General features: G+C 40.9%; 17 protein-coding genes and 1 tRNA gene. 12 read left to right on the top strand and 6 right to left on the bottom strand.

Going from position 1 to position 16,881, the window contains the following annotated elements; translation table 11 throughout:
* Positions 1-236 precede the first annotated feature (236 nt).
* Positions 237-1,334 (bottom strand): DUF362 domain-containing protein, encoded by a 1,098-nt coding sequence (locus ABFC84_09325; protein MEN6412945.1) that lies wholly within the window; start codon positions 1,332-1,334, stop codon positions 237-239.
* Between the two features lie 380 nt (positions 1,335-1,714).
* Between ABFC84_09325 and ABFC84_09320 the strand changes: the two genes are divergently transcribed.
* From ABFC84_09320 to ABFC84_09290, 7 genes are all read left to right on the top strand, one after another.
* Complete coding sequence (locus tag ABFC84_09320; protein MEN6412944.1) at positions 1,715-3,556, top strand: sigma 54-interacting transcriptional regulator; 1,842 nt, start codon at positions 1,715-1,717, stop codon at positions 3,554-3,556.
* A gap of 260 nt (positions 3,557-3,816) precedes the next feature.
* Complete coding sequence (locus ABFC84_09315) at positions 3,817-3,990, top strand: hypothetical protein (protein MEN6412943.1); 174 nt, start codon at positions 3,817-3,819, stop codon at positions 3,988-3,990.
* Positions 3,987-5,165, top strand: coding sequence for a M20/M25/M40 family metallo-hydrolase (locus ABFC84_09310; protein MEN6412942.1), 1,179 nt, complete (start codon positions 3,987-3,989; stop codon positions 5,163-5,165). The genes ABFC84_09315 and ABFC84_09310 overlap by 4 nt, the downstream gene beginning before the upstream one ends.
* Before the next feature lie 143 nt (positions 5,166-5,308).
* Positions 5,309-6,460, top strand: coding sequence for a C4-dicarboxylate transporter DcuC (gene dcuC / locus ABFC84_09305; protein MEN6412941.1), 1,152 nt, complete (start codon positions 5,309-5,311; stop codon positions 6,458-6,460).
* Between the two features lie 350 nt (positions 6,461-6,810).
* The gene (locus tag ABFC84_09300) at positions 6,811-7,146 is read left to right on the top strand and encodes an asparaginase domain-containing protein (GenBank protein ID MEN6412940.1); all 336 of its coding nucleotides are present in this window, start codon (positions 6,811-6,813) and stop codon (positions 7,144-7,146) included.
* A 14-nt stretch (positions 7,147-7,160) separates the two neighbouring features.
* Positions 7,161-7,787, top strand: coding sequence for an asparaginase domain-containing protein (locus tag ABFC84_09295; GenBank protein MEN6412939.1), 627 nt, complete (start codon positions 7,161-7,163; stop codon positions 7,785-7,787).
* 51 nt (positions 7,788-7,838) lie between these two features.
* Complete coding sequence (locus tag ABFC84_09290; GenBank protein MEN6412938.1) at positions 7,839-8,288, top strand: site-specific integrase; 450 nt, start codon at positions 7,839-7,841, stop codon at positions 8,286-8,288.
* A gap of 123 nt (positions 8,289-8,411) precedes the next feature.
* On the opposite strand, the gene ABFC84_09285 is transcribed toward ABFC84_09290, so the two are convergent.
* Positions 8,412-8,487: transfer RNA gene (locus ABFC84_09285), tRNA-Thr, on the bottom strand.
* A 340-nt stretch (positions 8,488-8,827) separates the two neighbouring features.
* Between ABFC84_09285 and ABFC84_09280 the strand changes: the two genes are divergently transcribed.
* The 3 genes from ABFC84_09280 to ABFC84_09270 are packed head-to-tail and all read left to right on the top strand — an operon-like array spanning position 8,828 to position 11,402.
* Positions 8,828-9,745: a zinc ABC transporter substrate-binding protein gene (locus ABFC84_09280; protein ID MEN6412937.1), complete on the top strand. Its 918-nt coding sequence runs from the start codon at positions 8,828-8,830 to the stop codon at positions 9,743-9,745.
* On the top strand, positions 9,742-10,563 hold the full coding sequence (locus ABFC84_09275; protein MEN6412936.1) for a metal ABC transporter ATP-binding protein: 822 nt from the start codon (positions 9,742-9,744) through the stop codon (positions 10,561-10,563). The genes ABFC84_09280 and ABFC84_09275 overlap by 4 nt, the downstream gene beginning before the upstream one ends.
* A complete protein-coding gene (locus tag ABFC84_09270; GenBank protein MEN6412935.1) occupies positions 10,557-11,402 on the top strand; it encodes a metal ABC transporter permease in 846 nt (281 codons plus the stop codon). Before ABFC84_09275 ends, ABFC84_09270 begins: the two co-directional genes overlap by 7 nt.
* A 106-nt stretch (positions 11,403-11,508) precedes the next feature.
* On the opposite strand, the gene ABFC84_09265 is transcribed toward ABFC84_09270, so the two are convergent.
* Positions 11,509-12,150, bottom strand: coding sequence for a pyruvate kinase alpha/beta domain-containing protein (locus ABFC84_09265; GenBank protein ID MEN6412934.1), 642 nt, complete (start codon positions 12,148-12,150; stop codon positions 11,509-11,511).
* Positions 12,151-12,255: 105 nt separating this feature from the next.
* Between ABFC84_09265 and ABFC84_09260 the strand changes: the two genes are divergently transcribed.
* Together ABFC84_09260 and ABFC84_09255 are read left to right on the top strand one after the other, a co-directional pair.
* Positions 12,256-12,600: a helix-turn-helix domain-containing protein gene (locus ABFC84_09260; protein MEN6412933.1), complete on the top strand. Its 345-nt coding sequence runs from the start codon at positions 12,256-12,258 to the stop codon at positions 12,598-12,600.
* A gap of 183 nt (positions 12,601-12,783) precedes the next feature.
* Positions 12,784-13,341 carry a 3'-5' exonuclease gene (locus ABFC84_09255; GenBank protein MEN6412932.1) on the top strand — a complete coding sequence of 186 codons (558 nt, stop codon included), beginning with the start codon at positions 12,784-12,786 and terminating at the stop codon, positions 13,339-13,341.
* 1,184 nt (positions 13,342-14,525) lie between these two features.
* On the opposite strand, the gene ABFC84_09250 is transcribed toward ABFC84_09255, so the two are convergent.
* The 3 genes from ABFC84_09250 to ABFC84_09240 form a co-directional block, all read right to left on the bottom strand.
* Positions 14,526-15,023: an L-2-amino-thiazoline-4-carboxylic acid hydrolase gene (locus tag ABFC84_09250; GenBank protein MEN6412931.1), complete on the bottom strand. Its 498-nt coding sequence runs from the start codon at positions 15,021-15,023 to the stop codon at positions 14,526-14,528.
* Between the two features lie 148 nt (positions 15,024-15,171).
* Positions 15,172-16,002 carry an MBL fold metallo-hydrolase gene (locus tag ABFC84_09245; GenBank protein ID MEN6412930.1) on the bottom strand — a complete coding sequence of 277 codons (831 nt, stop codon included), beginning with the start codon at positions 16,000-16,002 and terminating at the stop codon, positions 15,172-15,174.
* A 117-nt stretch (positions 16,003-16,119) separates the two neighbouring features.
* The gene (locus ABFC84_09240) at positions 16,120-16,596 is read right to left on the bottom strand and encodes a MarR family transcriptional regulator (GenBank protein ID MEN6412929.1); all 477 of its coding nucleotides are present in this window, start codon (positions 16,594-16,596) and stop codon (positions 16,120-16,122) included.
* Positions 16,597-16,881: the final 285 nt, after the last annotated feature.

Genomic DNA, 16,881 nt, shown 5'->3' with positions numbered 1-16,881 from the left:
GCTTTTAAGACGTCTATCAATTATAAAAATTGTATCAACCTGCGCATTGTCTCATGGATAGGACACATTAAGCTGCACACAATATTACATAATAAAAGCCCTCGCATAACCTGCGAAGGCTTGATTTTACTGGAGCCGATAATAGGATTCGAACCTACGGCCCTCTCATTACAAAAGGAATGGGGTAAAAATCTAATATTCCTATCGTGGCATAAATTTCTTAAGACTATGGAAATTTATTTATGAAGATGTTTTTCCAAAAAATCAACAATATTTTTTCCTGTCGGCGGACACCCCGGAACAAAATGGCTGCACTGCTTCGTACACTGACCAATGCCAAGCCCCTCTATCACTTGTCCACGAAAACCCTGCCCGATATAAATAGGCTGGCGTAAAAATTTCAATTGCTGTTTTTCGTCCAATCTTTGCAATGCATGAATCAAAGTACCATAACATGCGGAGCAACTTTCTTTGGCCACAACCTTTTGGGCGAGCCGCCTAACCTTATTTGAAGGACGAAATTGTGTGCCATTCTTTAATCCAATGTCGTACTCAACAATTTGTGCGGCATGAAGGTCTGCTGAACCAACGCCTGCCCGCTCGGCAATCTCAATATACTCAATATCTTCTTTTGAGTATCCCAATAAAGAAGCGCCATAAGTATCCATAAGTACAGGGTCTTTTCCTACCATGATCCGGCCCATTTGAACCGGATTACCACCCTCCTCAAAAGTCAGGTCACCGGCAATCGAATCAACAATGATCAAATCTGCTTTTAAAATTTTGCCTAGATAGCCAATTGGCTTATTCAATCCGAGACTGTGGAAATGCCGTTTCTCGCTATCGGGAATACAACCCTTCATATTTTTTAGGGAACAAGTCATTAACGTTTGGCAATGCGCTTTCAATACGGGAATATTAATCAAAAAGTCCACTGCAAGCGGTCTTTTGCACACTTTAATGGAAAGCCCCGCTACTTGTTTGACAACAACATCATCATCTTTTAAATCATAAAGCGGCACGTTATATTTTTCGGAAAGTTTCTCATAACCACAGACCTTAAAGGCGCGTTTCGTATTATCGCCTACCCAGGAGCTTTCCATAATAGCAATATTATGAATCTTATGATCCTGTAAATAACGGATCACACTTTCCACTATTTCAGGAGTTGTTGTAGCACCTTCACTAGCCTTCTTCGCCACGACAAGATTCGGTTTAATCCCAACACTCATGCCGGGATTTAGTTCCTTAGCGAGTTCTATTTTTTCCAGAAGATCATACGCCATTTGAGCTGGATTGGAACCATAAATCACATGAATTTCTGAATTCTTCATGACTCATAACCTCTCATATAAAAGTTGTTTAGCCATTCTATTAGAAACCAGTACAGCCGCCTTAATTTATTTATCTATTAAGCTAATAATAGCCAGTAATCAATAATTCTGCAACTATTTAGAAGTACACTTCTCTGTGGCAGCTAGGTGAATTCATTTTCGGAAAAGGCCCGCATAGATCGAATTTCTAATCCTATACGGAAAAAGCCTGGCACGGAAAATGCTCATAATAAAATTTGAGATTCAAATTTAGTGTAATATAATTAATATATCTAAATCATGCTACCTTATCACTTATCAGGAGTTGATTTTTAATTGTTAGATAATCTTGTTTTAAAAAAACATATCAGTATTGTTCTTATTACTATCGGCCTGATTTAATAAATAACTTCTCGAGAATTGCCAAGCAGGAAGATATTAATTACAGTGTTGTATTTGCAGGCTTTGATGAAGCTGGTAGTGAGGCTGAAAAGTTAGGAACTACTGCAGATACAATTTTATCCCTTATAGGTACAGATGAACAGATTAGGAAGGTTGTAGATATTCCTGTAATAACCATCCCTTATACTTCATTCGATGTCATGCACACAATCTATTCCATTGAAAATATTCCGGCTAAAATTGCTTTGATTACTTATAAAAAAATGCATGGTGTTAAGGATATTCAAAAAATGGTAGGTATAACAATTTTTGAATATCGATATGAATCGCAACAAGACTTATCAGAAATCATTGAAGAGATAAAGCGTCGTAATATAGAGTTTGTGATTGCTGGTATGAAAGTTGTAGATTTTGCAATAAAAAATGGGCTAAAAGGAATTTTGAGATATTGCGGTGATGAAGCTATACGCCATTCCATTCATGAAGCAATTCATTTAGCTAGGGTACGACGTAAGGAACGCAATTTAGCAGCAAGAATCAAAGTTGTCTTTGATTCCCTTGCTGAAGGCGTTATTGTTACAGATGAAAAGAATACCGTGGTGGTATATAATCCTGCAGCAGAGAAAATTCTCAAAATTTCTCAGCATCAAGTTATTGACCAGGACATACAAACTGTCCTGCCTAACATTAAAATAGACAGAGTATTTAAAAGCGGTCAACCGGAATTAAACGATTTACAGGAAATTAACGGAGTACATATTGCCAGCAATCGCATTCCGGTTCTATTGGATGGCACCCGTATTGGGGTGGTAACGACGTTCGAAAATGTTACTAAAATTCAACAACTAGAAGAATTAATCCGCAATAAAAATCATACAAAAGGCTTTATCGCTAAAAATAGGTTTGACCATATACTAAGCAGTGATCCTCATGTACAAGAACTAAAAGAATTAGCTAAGCTGTACGCTACCACAGATTCTTCCGTGATAATTCATGGCGAATCCGGTACAGGGAAGGAATTGTTTGCACAAAGTATCCACAACGCAAGCAAACGCGGTAATGGTCCTTTCGTAGCTGTTAACTGTGCTGCTTTACCTGAGGCCCTGCTAGAGAGTGAACTTTTTGGATATGAAGGGGGAGCCTTTACGGGTGCACGCAAAGATGGAAAACCAGGGTTGTTTGAACTTGCTCATAATGGGACGATTTTTTTGGATGAAATTGGGGAAATGCCTAACTCATTACAGGCAAGATTGTTACGTGTTCTCCAGGAAAAAGAAATTATGAGAATAGGCGGAAATAAAATTATACCGGTTGACATTCGTATCATCAGTGCTACCAATGTCAATCTTGCAAGAAAGGTGGAACAAGGTGAATTTCGGAAAGATTTATATTATCGCTTAAATGTTTTTAATATCGAGTTGCCGCCGCTTAGAAACCGAAAACAAGACATTATAGTACTCGCTGCATATTTTTTAAAAGAACATGGGATTTACATTAATGAAAAGTATTCCAAGGAATTGAAACTCCTGCTAATTCATTATGACTGGCCGGGGAATATTCGAGAACTATATAATATAGTGGAACGTTTGTCGTTACTAATAATTAACTCACCACCTGAAGAAAATTGGGATAATATGCTGAAAAAAGTTATGAGAGTTCCTTCATCCTACGAGGAAGAAGTTAATATTAAAGTAAAATCTGAAGGAGCTTTAAAGACTGCTGTCCATACATTTGAAAATAAATATATTACTCTATTATTAACCCGGTATGAACACGACTATGAAAAAGTTGCACAAAAGCTGGGGATTAGCCGCACTACACTTTGGCGAAAGATAAAGTAATTTAGTCCCATGCTATTGCAAAAATGGAAAAATGAATTTCAAAAATGCAAAAGACGTTAAGACACTATAAAACATTGGATTATAACCGTATACTATAATTTCTGAACGCAAAATTGAAAAATACGCTTAACAAAGCATGCCAAAACAAATGATTTTTGTTCTGGCATGCTTTTTGCATATATATCTTAGTAAACAATACGCGGCTTAACAAAGTTTATTAGAAAGTCGCAAAAAATTTTTAGGGAGAGGAAGCTCAAAGTATGAAAAAACTTTTCCAAATGGTTGATGAACAGCAGGAACAAATGATCCAAGATGTATTTGATATTGTGAGACAGCCGAGTATTTCAGCCCAAAAAATTGGACTGGAAGAAACGGCAGACCTTTTAGTAAAAAAAATGAACTTGATCGGGATTAAAACTGAAAATTCCCTTTGAGAAATGGCCCGTCTGTTGTTTATGGAGAAATAAAAGGAAAGTCGGATAAGACGATCTTATTTTATAACCATTATGATACTCAGCCACCAGAGCCTTTTGATTTATGGATTAGTCCCCCTTTTGAACCGGAAGTCCGGGATGGTAAAATGTACGGAAGAGGCATCGCCGACAATAAAGGTCCTCTGTTTACGCGCTTGCATGCTATCCAGACAATTTTGCAAAGCAGTGGCGAATTGCCGGTCAATGTGAAATTTATTATTGATTCTGAAGAAGAAAGTGGCAGCCCCAACTTAAAACCATTTATTCTGGAAAATAAAGAAATGTTAAAAGCAGATGCCTGCATTTGGGAATTCTGCGCCAAGGATGAAATGGGCAGACCCGGAGCTTATTTGGGCAACAAGGGTCTTCTTTATCTCGAATTGCGCGTAAAAGCAGCTGCCAACGATTATCATTCTAAAATGGCTGCCGTCATCCCCAGTGCAGCATGGCGATTGGTTGGGGCACTTTCAAGCTTAAGAGATTTAAATGATAATATTTTAATCGATGGTTTTTATGACTCAGTACGGGATTTGTCAAAAGAAGAATATGATTTATTGGTTCCGTTTGCTGAAGAAGCAGAAAAAGTTCGTAACCGGGCGAATGTTAGAAGCTTGATCAAACAAGCGCAAGGAATCGAATATGCAAAACGACTGTTTAATTCTCCAACTTGTAACATTAGCGGCATTTCTTCCGGTTATACAGGCAACGGTTCGAAAACTATTCTCCCTTGTTACGCTATGGCAAAATTAGATTTCCGTTTAGTCGTAGATCAGGATCCTGATGAAATTGTAAATTTGCTAAGAGCACACTTGGATAAGCGTGGATTTGAAGACGTGGAAATTTATGTTCTAAGCAAGTGTAAACCTTCAAAAACCCCGGCAAGTACTCCGTTTTTAGATGTAGTTCTTGAGGCGGGAAAAATTGTCTATGATAAGCCCTTTGTTGTTGGACCCACTATGCCGGGAAAAGGACCGCGAGAATTTTTCACCCAATGGACGGATATGCCGATTATTGCCTTAGGACCAGGATATCCGGGTTCCAAAAATCATGCGCCTAATGAAAACCTGGTGCTTACTGATTATTTTGAAGCGGTAAAACATATTATTGCTTTGTTGTATAAATACGCCGAAAAATAGCCGCTGTTTGATCAAAAAGCGAGGGGAGAAGATTGTATGATTATAGGCGGTTCAATTATTCTTATTATAGCGATATATTTACTCATGAAAAGACATGAACCTCGCATGGTTCTTTTTATGAGTGGCTTGGCCATGTATACAATATTTGGAGATCCTTTAGGGACTTTTTTGCCTTTTCCAAGTCCATGAAGCAAGTTCAGTTATTTGAAACAATCATTTCCGTAATTGGTTTTGCTACAGTTATGAAAGCGACAGAATGTGATAAACATTTAGTTAATCTGTTTTCGAAGAAATTAGGAAAAAGTGGATTGTTTCTTATTCCGGCAACTACGTTTATCTCATTTTTCGTAATGCTTGCCATGGATAGTGCAGCTGGTACGGCAGCTGCAGTTGGTTCCGTTTTAATTCCAATTTTAATATCTGCAGGCGTTCATCCGGCCACTGCCGGGGCTGCTGTAGTAGCTGGAACGTACGGAGGTATGTTAAATCCAGGGAGTCCTTTAAATGCTATAGTAGGTAAAGTTGCTAATGTTTCCGCCGTGGCAGTCGTAAACAACCATATGTTCGCTGTCCTGACAGCTTTAGCAATAGTGGCTGGATCTTTAACAGTGAGTGCGTATCTGCGCAAGGAACACAAAGGATATATATCGAGAAGTACTAACGAAATGCACCAACCCGATATGCAGATAAGTATGATAAAAGCATTTTTGCCGTTATTTCCACTCACACTGATCCTTTTAACGCATGGTCATTTTATTCCGGGCGTTAAGCCAATGGAAATATCACATACGATGCTGATCGGGTTTATCGTAGCAGCTATTGTTACCAGGCAGAATCCCAGTAAAATTACCAAAACCGTTTTTCACGGAATGGGTGAAGCCTTCGGTACTGTTTGTGGTCTTATCATTTGTGCCTCGGTATTTGTAAGCGGAATGGAAACTCTCGGCATGGTTAAGCTGTTGATAGATTATATGATTTCTAACCCTGATATCGCTAAAATTACTGCCTCAGTGGGCCCCCTGTTATTCTCAATCATAACAGGATCAAGCAATGCTGTTGTATTTGCCTTCAACCAATCTGTAACAATTTATGCAGCGCAATTTGGTATTGATCCTATGAGTATGGGAAGTCTGACTAATTTAACAGGTTGTCTTGGACGAGCAGTGCCACCTATTTCCGCAGCTGCCATTGTTTGTGCTAGTTTTACCGGAACAAATACAATGGATTTCACAAAGCGAAATTTACCGGGAGTTATTATTGCATGTATAGTCGCTACCATTTTGCTAATATACTAATAAATTACTGATTTTTTTATTTCACAATTATATGCTTGTTTCAGTTTATAATAATTTATTAGCGGTGGTCTTAAAGAAAACAGTTTGGCCATTCGAAAAGCTTTTCATTCGTTCTGCAAGTTGTTTGTTGACTATCTGTTTGCTATAGGAACACACAGACTCGCACGAGTAGATTAGCTTAAAGTCTTTTTTATAAAGTTTGTTAAATACATGTTCGACACTAGGCGGATGGCTTTCAAAACATTAGCCCAACACTTCAAGGCACCACTTCATTTTAAAGTATTTATATACGTAGATGTAAAGTAAAACGTATATAAATGAATAAAAAATATTATAGAAGGATTGAATATATGAAAAATATAGTGATACTTGCAACTGGAGGAACCATCGCTGGAGTATCATATGACCCTACCGATATTGTAGGTTATCATGCCGGTATAGTACCTATTGATGAGATAGTAAAGGCCATCGAACCGATAAAAAAGATCGCCAACATTACCACTGAACAGATTAACCAGATTGACAGTGCCGATATGAATTGTAAAATCTGGTTTCACTTGGCTGAGCGTATTAATACTCTATTAAAGCAGCCGGACTTAGATGGAATTGTGGTAACTCATGGAACGGATACCCTGGAAGAGACTGCGTATTTCTTGAATTTAGTAGTGAAAGTCAGAAACCGGTAGTGCTCGTCGGAGCCATGCGACCATCAACGGCTATTAGTCCTGATGGGCCTATGAATTTGTATAATGCAATCGTTTTGGCTGTAAATACTACGGCGTGGGGAAAAGGAATACTTGTCTCACTTAACGATACAATTAACAGCAGCCGGGAAGTAACCAAAAGCAACACGGCGTTGCAAGATACCTTTAAGGCTCCAGAACTCGGATGTTTGGGTTACATTATTGACGGACATCCTTATTTTTACCGCATGTCGACTCGCAAGCACACTTACATGAGCGATTTTGATATTTCCGGGATTAAAGAATTGTCCGCAGTTGATATTATTTATGGTTATGTCAACGATACCGGTATGTTAGCCAAAGCAGCCGCATCATTAGGTGTTAAAGGAATTGTTTATGCAGGACTTGGTAACGGGAATATGTCGCAAGCCATGAAAAATACATTTCGAAAAATACAAAACCAAGGCGTTGTAGTTGTTCGCAGTACCCGAACGGGTAACGGAGTTGTTACGCAAAATGACGCATTTTCTCGTTTTGTAGCAGCCGATAATCTTAGTCCGCAAAAAGCCAGGATTTTACTCATGTTAGCCTTGACTAAAACAAGTGATCCTAAGGAAATACAAGATATGTTTTGGACTTATTAACTGCTAATTTATGTTGCTTACAAAACCAGCATAAACCAAAGCGTTAGATCGGTGGATACGGGTCTGCGGATAAATGATTCATCGTGTCGGAGGATTACCTTACCGACTAGCATTGTTGTATTACTTAAAGAGTATAAATCGCAACAAAACGCAGTTCGTTTGGAACTCGGTGACAAATGGCAAGATCATGACCGGTTGTTCACGCAATGGAATGGAAAGCCCATGTATACCCAGACTCCCTCCCAGTGGTTTTCTAAATTCCTAAAGCGCCACAATCTGCCCCATGTTCCATTCAAGGGCCTGCGGCACACATCTGCCAGTCTCTTGATTGCCCAGGGAGTGCCTCTAAAAAATGTCAGTACCCGGCTGGGACATACCGATATTCGAACAACAGCAAATATTTACAGTCATTCATTACAGAGCGTTGATCAGCAAATTGCTGATAGTATGGATACGTTTCTGACGCAACACCGGGAAAAGAGCGAAACAAAAAAAGGATAGGCATAATAGCCTGTCCTTTTTTGCTCAGTATTTATAGGGATGTTTGAAAACAAATAAAGCCCAAATAAAGCCCAATTTAACATAATAAAAGCCCCCGCACAACCTGCGAAGGCTTAATTTCATTGGAGCCGATAATAGGATTCGAACCTACGACCCTCTCATTACGAATGAGATGCTCTACCAGCTGAGCTATACCGGCATATAACGTAGATTATTATAGCTTACTACTTACACATTGTCAAGAATGCCCCTTTGGCATGCTTGAGTGGCGGGGAAGGGTTGAAAAATAACCCTATGAATAAACCGGCAAAGGAGGGTTGATTGGCTTTTTCGCCTATCTAAGGCGGCTTATGGATAAAAAGGCTGCTTGACCAGGGGAAAAATGGGATGCATACTATATAAATAAGAATATTCCTATTTGATAATCATATTAAATAGGAATACCGTATTATCGACAGGTAAAGGAGGTCGTGGCCTAAATAAAAATTTTTATTTGGATTTCAGGTGAATGAATAATTCTAAAAGGGAGGTCATGCAGGTTGTCAAAAGTATGTAAACTCATATCAATATTGATCATTAGTGCTGTTGCTTTGAGCGGCTGCGGACAAAATAACAGCAGCCAAGCAGGTTTAAATGGGACAGCGGCGGCAAAGAATTTCACTATCGTAACATCATTTTATCCGATGTATATTTCTACCCTTAACGTTACGAAAGGTGTTCCGGGGGTTGAGGTGATCAACATGACAAAACCCCAGACAGGTTGTTTGCACGATTATCAGTTGACGCCGGAGGATTTAAAAACCCTTGAAAAGGCGAACGCTTTTGTTATTAATGGTGCAGGCATGGAAGCTTTTTTGGATAAAGTGATACAGCAGCAGCCGAAGCTCACCATTATTGATGCCAGTAAAAATATCGAACTGTTAAAGAACGAAGACGGGGAAGAGAACCCCCATGTGTGGGTTAGTGTATCGAATGCGATCCTCCAGGTCCGAAACATTGCCGAACAGCTTGCGGCAGCAGATCCGCAAAATGCGGCAAAGTATAAAAGCAATGGGGAAGAATATGTGAACAAACTTGAAGCTTTGCGGGATACCATGCATAAATCGCTGGACAGCGCTGCACACAGGGACATTATAACATTTCACGAGGCTTTTCCTTACTTTGCCAAAGAATTTAACTTGAATATTGTTTCGGTTATTGAGCGGGAACCGGGAACAGAACCGTCGCCGGCGGAATTAGAGGAAACGATTGAAAAGATAAAAGAATCCCAGATTAAAGCGCTGTTTGCCGAACCGCAATATCCGGCAAAGGCCGCCCAGACGATTGCCCGGGAAACGGGAGCAAAAGTTTATACGCTGGATCCGGCAGTGACTGGTGAAGCGAAGTCGGACGCTTATGACGATTACATCACTGTAATGGGGAAAAATTTGAAAACGTTACAAGAGGCATTGCAATGATCGGAAATCAGCATCATCAGTGTTCCGGCGGTGAAAGTAAATGCAGCCGGTTCTGTTGTACAAAACTGGAGAACTTTGGTGTTGCTTTCGGCAACACCAGGGTCTTTCAGAACGTAAATCTTCATATTCACTGTGGTGAGCTTACCGCCCTGATAGGGGCTAATGGTGCCGGCAAGAGCACGCTCTTAAAGGCGATTCTCGGCGAGGTGAAGCATTCAGGCGTTTTGCGTTATTTTGATGCCAAGGGTGTTCGCAGCGGACATCCTTTAATCGGCTATGTTCCCCAATCTCTAAATTTTGATCTCAGTACACCGACCAGTGTGCTTGATTTTTTCACCGCCTTTTTGACAAAAATCCCTTGTTGGCTGATCCGTTCTAAGGGCGTCAGGAAGCGAGTTATTCAGGACCTTATCAGAGTAAAAGCCGAGCATCTGATTGACAGAAGACTCGGCGCACTGTCGGGGGGCGAATTGCAAAGAGTACTGCTGGCCCTGGCTCTTGATCCCATACCGGATTTATTGCTTTTGGATGAACCTGTTTCGGGAATCGACCAGAATGGATTGGATCTGTTTTATCATCTCGTTTCCGATCTCAGAGAAAACCATGATCTGTCGATTATCCTGGTATCTCACGATCTTAACTTGGTTGCAAAATACGCCGACCGCGTGATCCTTTTGGACGGTACTGTAATCTGTAATGGTACACCGGAGGACGTGTTTAACGATGACCGGGCGCAGAATGTGTTCGGGGTGCTGCTGAGGCATTATAATCAGGGGAAACTTTCTCCCGGCAGGAAAGAGGAGGAATATTCATGCTAGATTGGTGGTATGGGGTGGTTAGTGTCATGCTTCCTTTTCCCTGGATGGGGCATACTTTTATGAAAAATGCACTTTTGGCGGTATTGTTGGTTACGCCTCTGTTTGGTCTGCTGGGCACTATGGTCGTTAGCAATCGGATGGCATTTTTTTCGGATTCTCTTGGACACGGGGCATTTACTGGTATAGCAATCGGAGCTCTGCTGGGGGGAATTAAGCCCCTTACGGCACTCGTTGCATTTTCCCTGCTTTTTGCGCTGCTTATTACTGTCATTAAGAATAAAAGCGGGGTTTCCACCGATACTGTAATAGGCGTATTTTCGTCTACGGCTATTGCCGTGGGCTTAATGATTATGTCCCGCGGCGGCAGTTTTACAAAGTTTTCATCTTATCTTATCGGTGACTTGTTAAGTATAACGGCGGTGGAGATTATCATGCTTTTTTGTGTGCTGCTTGGCATTCTATTGTTGTGGCTGGTTATTTTTAATAAAATGCTTATCATCAGCATAAATCCAGCTTTAGCAGCCAGCAGAGGTGTAAACACGCTGCTGGTTGAAATATTATTTTCAGCAGCGCTGGCGGTCGTTGTGGCCGTCAGTATCCAGTGGGTAGGTATTTTGATTATCAATTCCCTGCTGGTTCTGCCGGCAGCCGCCGCGCGCAACATAACAAATAATGTAAGGCAGTATCATCTTGCTGCCGTTTCCTTTGCCGTTTTCTCCGGAGTGGCAGGATTAATGCTTTCGTATTACTGGAATACGGTAACGGGAGCGACGATTGTTCTTATTGCGGCGTTGTTGTTTTTTTCTACTTTTATGTTCAGACATCGTTTTGTGAGATGATTGATTTTAGTCAATGAGTTAAGACTCCCGCCTTTATAGGCGGCGTTGATTCAGGTGGGGCAGACTTTCCGCCTGAACTGCCGATGCTTTAGTTTTGCTCACAAGATCACAGTTTGATTTCTTCCTGGGATAACCTTGCTCTCAGTTCATCCGTATCGGCTATTCCCAGTTTTTCCTTTAATTCTTCGTTTCGTATGGGGTTGAGAGGCTTGCAGAGTATTTCGTTCACCCGAACATTCATAATATGCTGGGAAGTACCGGCCTGCATGACCAAAGCGGTATCTGCGCCTTTTACTGTACCGGCAATAGCGATTACTTTTTCACCGCGGGTTAAATAACCGGCATCTGTCGTCATCAGGACGATTTCAAAACATACCTTGATTCCCTGACAGAAGCAGCGCAATAAATTTGCCATTAGAGTGGGAACGTTCGAGCCATACAATTGATCCGTATGGAAGAGCATCGTGCCGAAATGCACCGCGTGGCCGGAGTTCCTCAACTCTTCCACTAGCTCCTGCGGGAATAAGTGGTCTTTCCGGTTGTGAAAGCCGAACTGATGGGGCACTACGACTAATTGAACATCCGTATCCTTAAAGTACTCGATAGCTTTTCGGGCAGTTGTTCCTGTAGTCGAGGCTAACACCACTTTTTTGATTCCCAACGCCTTCACTCGTTCTTTCGCCAATTTAAAGGTAGCCAAAGTATTCTCCGGCGTAAGACTTTCAAAATAGACAATTTTATTTTCCATTTTGCATCCTCCCTTACTTGCTTTTTCTCCTTTAATTGTATATGATTTTCTCGAAAAAGAAAGTATGCACTTTTATGATAGATACTATACAAAAGGAGAGTATAAATGAGAAAATGGTCACCGGACGAATGCAACTGCTCAATTGCCTATACACTGTCTGTGGTTGGCGGCAAATGGAACTGGCTTATATTATTTAAACTATTTCAAAACGGGGTGCAGCGTTATGGCGAGATTAAAAAGAGTATACCCGCTATTACGCATAAAATGCTAAGCCAGCAGCTTAAAGAATTGGAATTCGAAGAATTAATTCAGCGTGAAGCATATCATCAAATTCCACCCAAAGTCGAATACTCATTAGCCGAAAAAGGAGAAACGCTAATTCCTATCTTGCAGCTCATGTCCCAGTGGGGAACGAAGAATAAACCGGGTTCCGGGAAAGGTACTACCTAGTAATTTTTAAGGAATATCCTTAAGCAGCAAAAAGACGGTTTTGTCATTGCAAACCGTCTTTTTGCTGCTTAGGGCAGGGACATTTTTACGGAATTCAAGAATGAAAAAGGCAAAGATAGACCCGGACAGGGGGAATAGTGTAAAATAAAAAATAATGTAGAGAGAAGAAAGGAAAGGATGCTTATGCTCAATAAGAGTATTCCTGTCGCTATCAAGCATGAATTGCAGCAGCAAAACTTTACTGCAATTGATTTTGAAACGGCCAATGGACACAGAAACAGTGCCTGCCAATTGGGAATTGCCGTAATTGATGCCGGGAGGACGATTATGAAAAAATCCTGGTTGATCAAACCGCCGACGGATTACTTTACTTTTTCTTATCTTCATGGCATAACCTATGAAACAGTTCGGGATGCACCGACTTTTGGCGAGCTATGGCCGGAATTTCAACCGTATGTTGAGCATAAAATTGTTGCTGCCCATAATGCCGGCTTTGATATTGGCGTTTTAATGGCTATACTTAAAACCTATCAGCTGCCTGTTCCAAAATTTTATGTGATTGATTCGCTGCAGGTCGCAAGAAGAACTTGGCCCGGATTAAAAAATCACAAATTATCGACAGTGGCTGATTATTTAAAGATTGGGCTCCAGCATCATGATGCCGGCAGTGATGCCGCGGCTTGTGCGGAAATTATTTGCAGAGCAGGCTGGAACAATGCGACAGTCAGGCAGGGTACATGATTCTTTTGCTCCTGCTCTTTGGATTAAGATCTGTTTCTGAATTCTGAAGATGTATTTTCCACGGACAGCAGCTATGGCTCCGGCGGCGGGAAGGCCGCGGGGCGGGGGCGTGTTTGGCTGAGGGGGACACCTTGCTGCATGCTCAGCGCGTCTACATTTATGGGAGCGGCGTGGCACGATGATGCCGCTGGAAAAATGAACGCACGAAAGTTCTAATCGAAAAATTAGCAGCATAAAAATAAGCATTGAGCGTCCCGGCACAAATAAGGACGCTCAAAAATAGAATACTGGTGGTTAGCTTAAAAGCTCAGTGATGATGCGCAATATTATTAATAATATTCCGTCTGAGACGGTAAGCTTAAACAGTTTCGTCTCAAGACGCATCACGGCCACCTCCCGTATTCAGTTTTAGGGCAGAGATGGCAGCTCTGCCCTACCAAAATATATGCGCGCTTGTATAAATTTAGAAATAACGAGGATAAAAAACTTTTTCGGACAAGTTTCCGGGGGCCTTTATTTTGGAGGGAAGAGGTGGAGGAAGGAGATAAATCTAAACAGCAAGGATTTTATTTCAAAACTCCGCCGAGCATTTGTTGGTGGGGGTTTTTATTTAGAACTTTTTTCCTATAATAATTGAGACTATAAACCCAGGAACAATATGATACTCTATAGCTAACGGGTGCGCAAGTCATTGAGATAGAAAGTTTAAGCCTAGAGATTGAGGGTTGGCTTAGTTATTGCCAGAGTTTTATTGCTGCATATTTGTCACAAGAAAATGCAATAATAGGCCATGTTACCGAAAAAAAGGGAGGGATAAGGATGCAATATTTGCTATATTTCATAATTGCCGCCAGCGTTACTGCATTATATTATTTACTGCAGTGCGTGCTAAATCTTCCGCCAGAAGATTAATTTATCACCAGGCCGTCTACGTTAAGGGTAGGCGGTTTTAATTTTATGCATATAACGGCTGAGCAACAGCATGCTGGAAACAACTGAAAAAAGCAGCGGATCATATCAACACGTGGGTAAAGCTCATTTGGTGGAGGCAGAAGAGATCAATAATGGTTTTTAAATCAATAATTTGAATAGAAGACGTTTTAAATCGTTACAAGTTTTTGCCCAGCAGTCAATATCATTTATAAATTTTAACATTTTCTTCGGAAGTATCTATTATTGTTGTTCTAGGGTTCCTCCTGGTTCAGCTTGAGGCAGAAATCACAATAACTGCCTCCTTCCATAATAGTTTGAGTTCTGGTGAAAGCGAAATCAGGATTATAGCCTTTAAACAGATGGACATCCCGTTGACACGAAAGCAAGCTACCAATATCGGACAGGCCATTTTCCCTGTACATTTCGGCATAAGCGCACCAGGTTATATTAAACTTCAGACACGTGTCCGATCTTTCTTTGGTTTCCATTTCTAAAGCACCTCCCTGACTAAAAAGGGGCAATGTTTTATGGAAAAGGGCCAGGGTGTTTCCACCACAAACTTTAGCCATATCTTTGCCCGCCTTACTGGCCAGTTCCGCGATGACTTTAGTGGCAATTTCGGTGGTTTTAGCATTACCAAGTTCCGCAGCAAACGCCTGAAGAAACGGCGCTACTATCAATGCCTCGATTTCGCGCCTGAGTATAATTGGCACATCACCAATACTGTCCATGTGAGTATTTTTACCCATATTGGAAGTTCACCCCTTCTCGTTTCTCAAAATAAAGCGGTCTTTAGTAAAACGCCCATTGCTCATTAGCTAAACTATGGTAAAAAAGTATCTGTTGCGAAACTTAGAGACCTGTCAGAACTATGTATTGCCGCCAAAGCCCGGCGCTTCATGCTTCCACTACGGTCCCTACATTGCAGAAGAAGAACCTCTCTTGAAATTCCTGAGCTAGCCGTAAAGATGCAGGCAGACCTGTGCAATGCGAAACGCCAAGCCTTTCTATATTAAATTCTTTCAATGCTTCAATACTCTTGTTTCTTTGCGCTTGGCCAACCGGGCCTAAATGAGTTCCTCCCACTACCCCGTAGATACGTTTTTCACCCGTTTTTTCTCGGGCATAATTCAAGATGTTGATTATACCGGAATGAGAACAACCTAAGACAATAAACAATCCCTTCTCCGTTTCCACGATAAGCGACTGGTCATCTAATATTTGGTCTTTTATATATTTGTTTCCAGATATAACAACTTGGTCAAGATCTCCTATTTCAAAATCATTCCGGCGGGGAACTTCCCCTGTAAGGTACATACCAGGGATTATCTCTCTAAATTCCGTGTTATAGACAAAGTTAGCCCCGTGAGATTCTAACGCAATCTTGGCAAAGGGAATACCGATGTATTTTGCTTTAGGCCCGCGGGTGAGGAAACTTTCTTTAAATAAATGAGGGTGGGAGTACACATCAATCGGGCCGGTGGCTGTCAGGGCACTCAAAAGCCCTCCGGTGTGATCAACATGATGATGACTAATAATAATACCCTTACTAGTGGAAATATCTTTTTTTAATACCCGGGCGTTGTTAATCAAGGCCAGCCCTTGTCCGGTGTCGAAAAGAAAATTACCCCTGTCTGTTTCCAAGAATATGGACCAGCCATGCTCGGCAATGGCTCCCATATTGCTGAATACACTGTTTTCGCAAAGTACAGTTGCTTTAATCTTCACAATAATCCACCTCTCAATATTATTTACCTGGGATAAAGTAACACTGTTTCATCGCTGATTCCAGAAGGATCAAGGGCTATTTAGTTTATATCATAAACTAAATAGCCAAAAAATTACCTAGTGTTTTTGCGATTGCAAGATCCGATTTAGCTTTTCCAGGGCTATTTCGAATATTTCTATTTCTTTCTGGCCTAATTGAGCTTTTAATTGCTTGTAAAAATCGAAATGCACTTCCCCGTGGGCTTGAAAAGCACTTTTCCCCTTTTCGCTAAGTGATACTATGACGCTGCGTGAATCATTGGGATGGGGCGAACGTCTAACAATATCTTTATGCTCCAGGCGCTTAACAATCTGTGTCACCGCCCCTTTTGTCACACCCAAGCGATCAGCCAATTCACTCATAAGAATGCCTTCTTCACAGCCAATAGCATCAACGGTGTGGATTTCGCTGGGAGTTAAAGGACCGGCTTGTCCAAAATTGCGAGGATTACGTTCCAAGCGCTGTAACTGAACGATTAAACGACCAATCTTTTCGCTTCCCTTATCAGAAGTATCGGTATGTAGTTGTAATAATTTTTTTGTCTGACTATCCATAAATAAAGTTTAGCATATAAACTATTTCTCGTCAAGGTGTAGTACCCCCTTTTGTTAAGACACGAATTTTTAAAAAATAAGGAAAGCTCCTTTTTCTTTTTGATCTTCGGAAGCAAAGGGGACGGAAGCAAAGGGGACGTACTTTTTGCTTCTTTTACTTTTTTGCACTAAACTGCCCGGGCAATCAATCTGCCAATAGCGGGAAAAATAGTACACTGTAACTTTTAGGACAAGGGTTGACTTTTTTCGAGGGGCTTTAAAAGGATTGTTAGAAACTCCAGATAC

The organism is Veillonellales bacterium (genome assembly GCA_039680175.1).
GTDB lineage: Bacteria > Bacillota > Negativicutes > JAAYSF01 > JAAYSF01 > JBDKTO01.
This window is presented reverse-complemented; position numbering and strand designations above follow the sequence as displayed.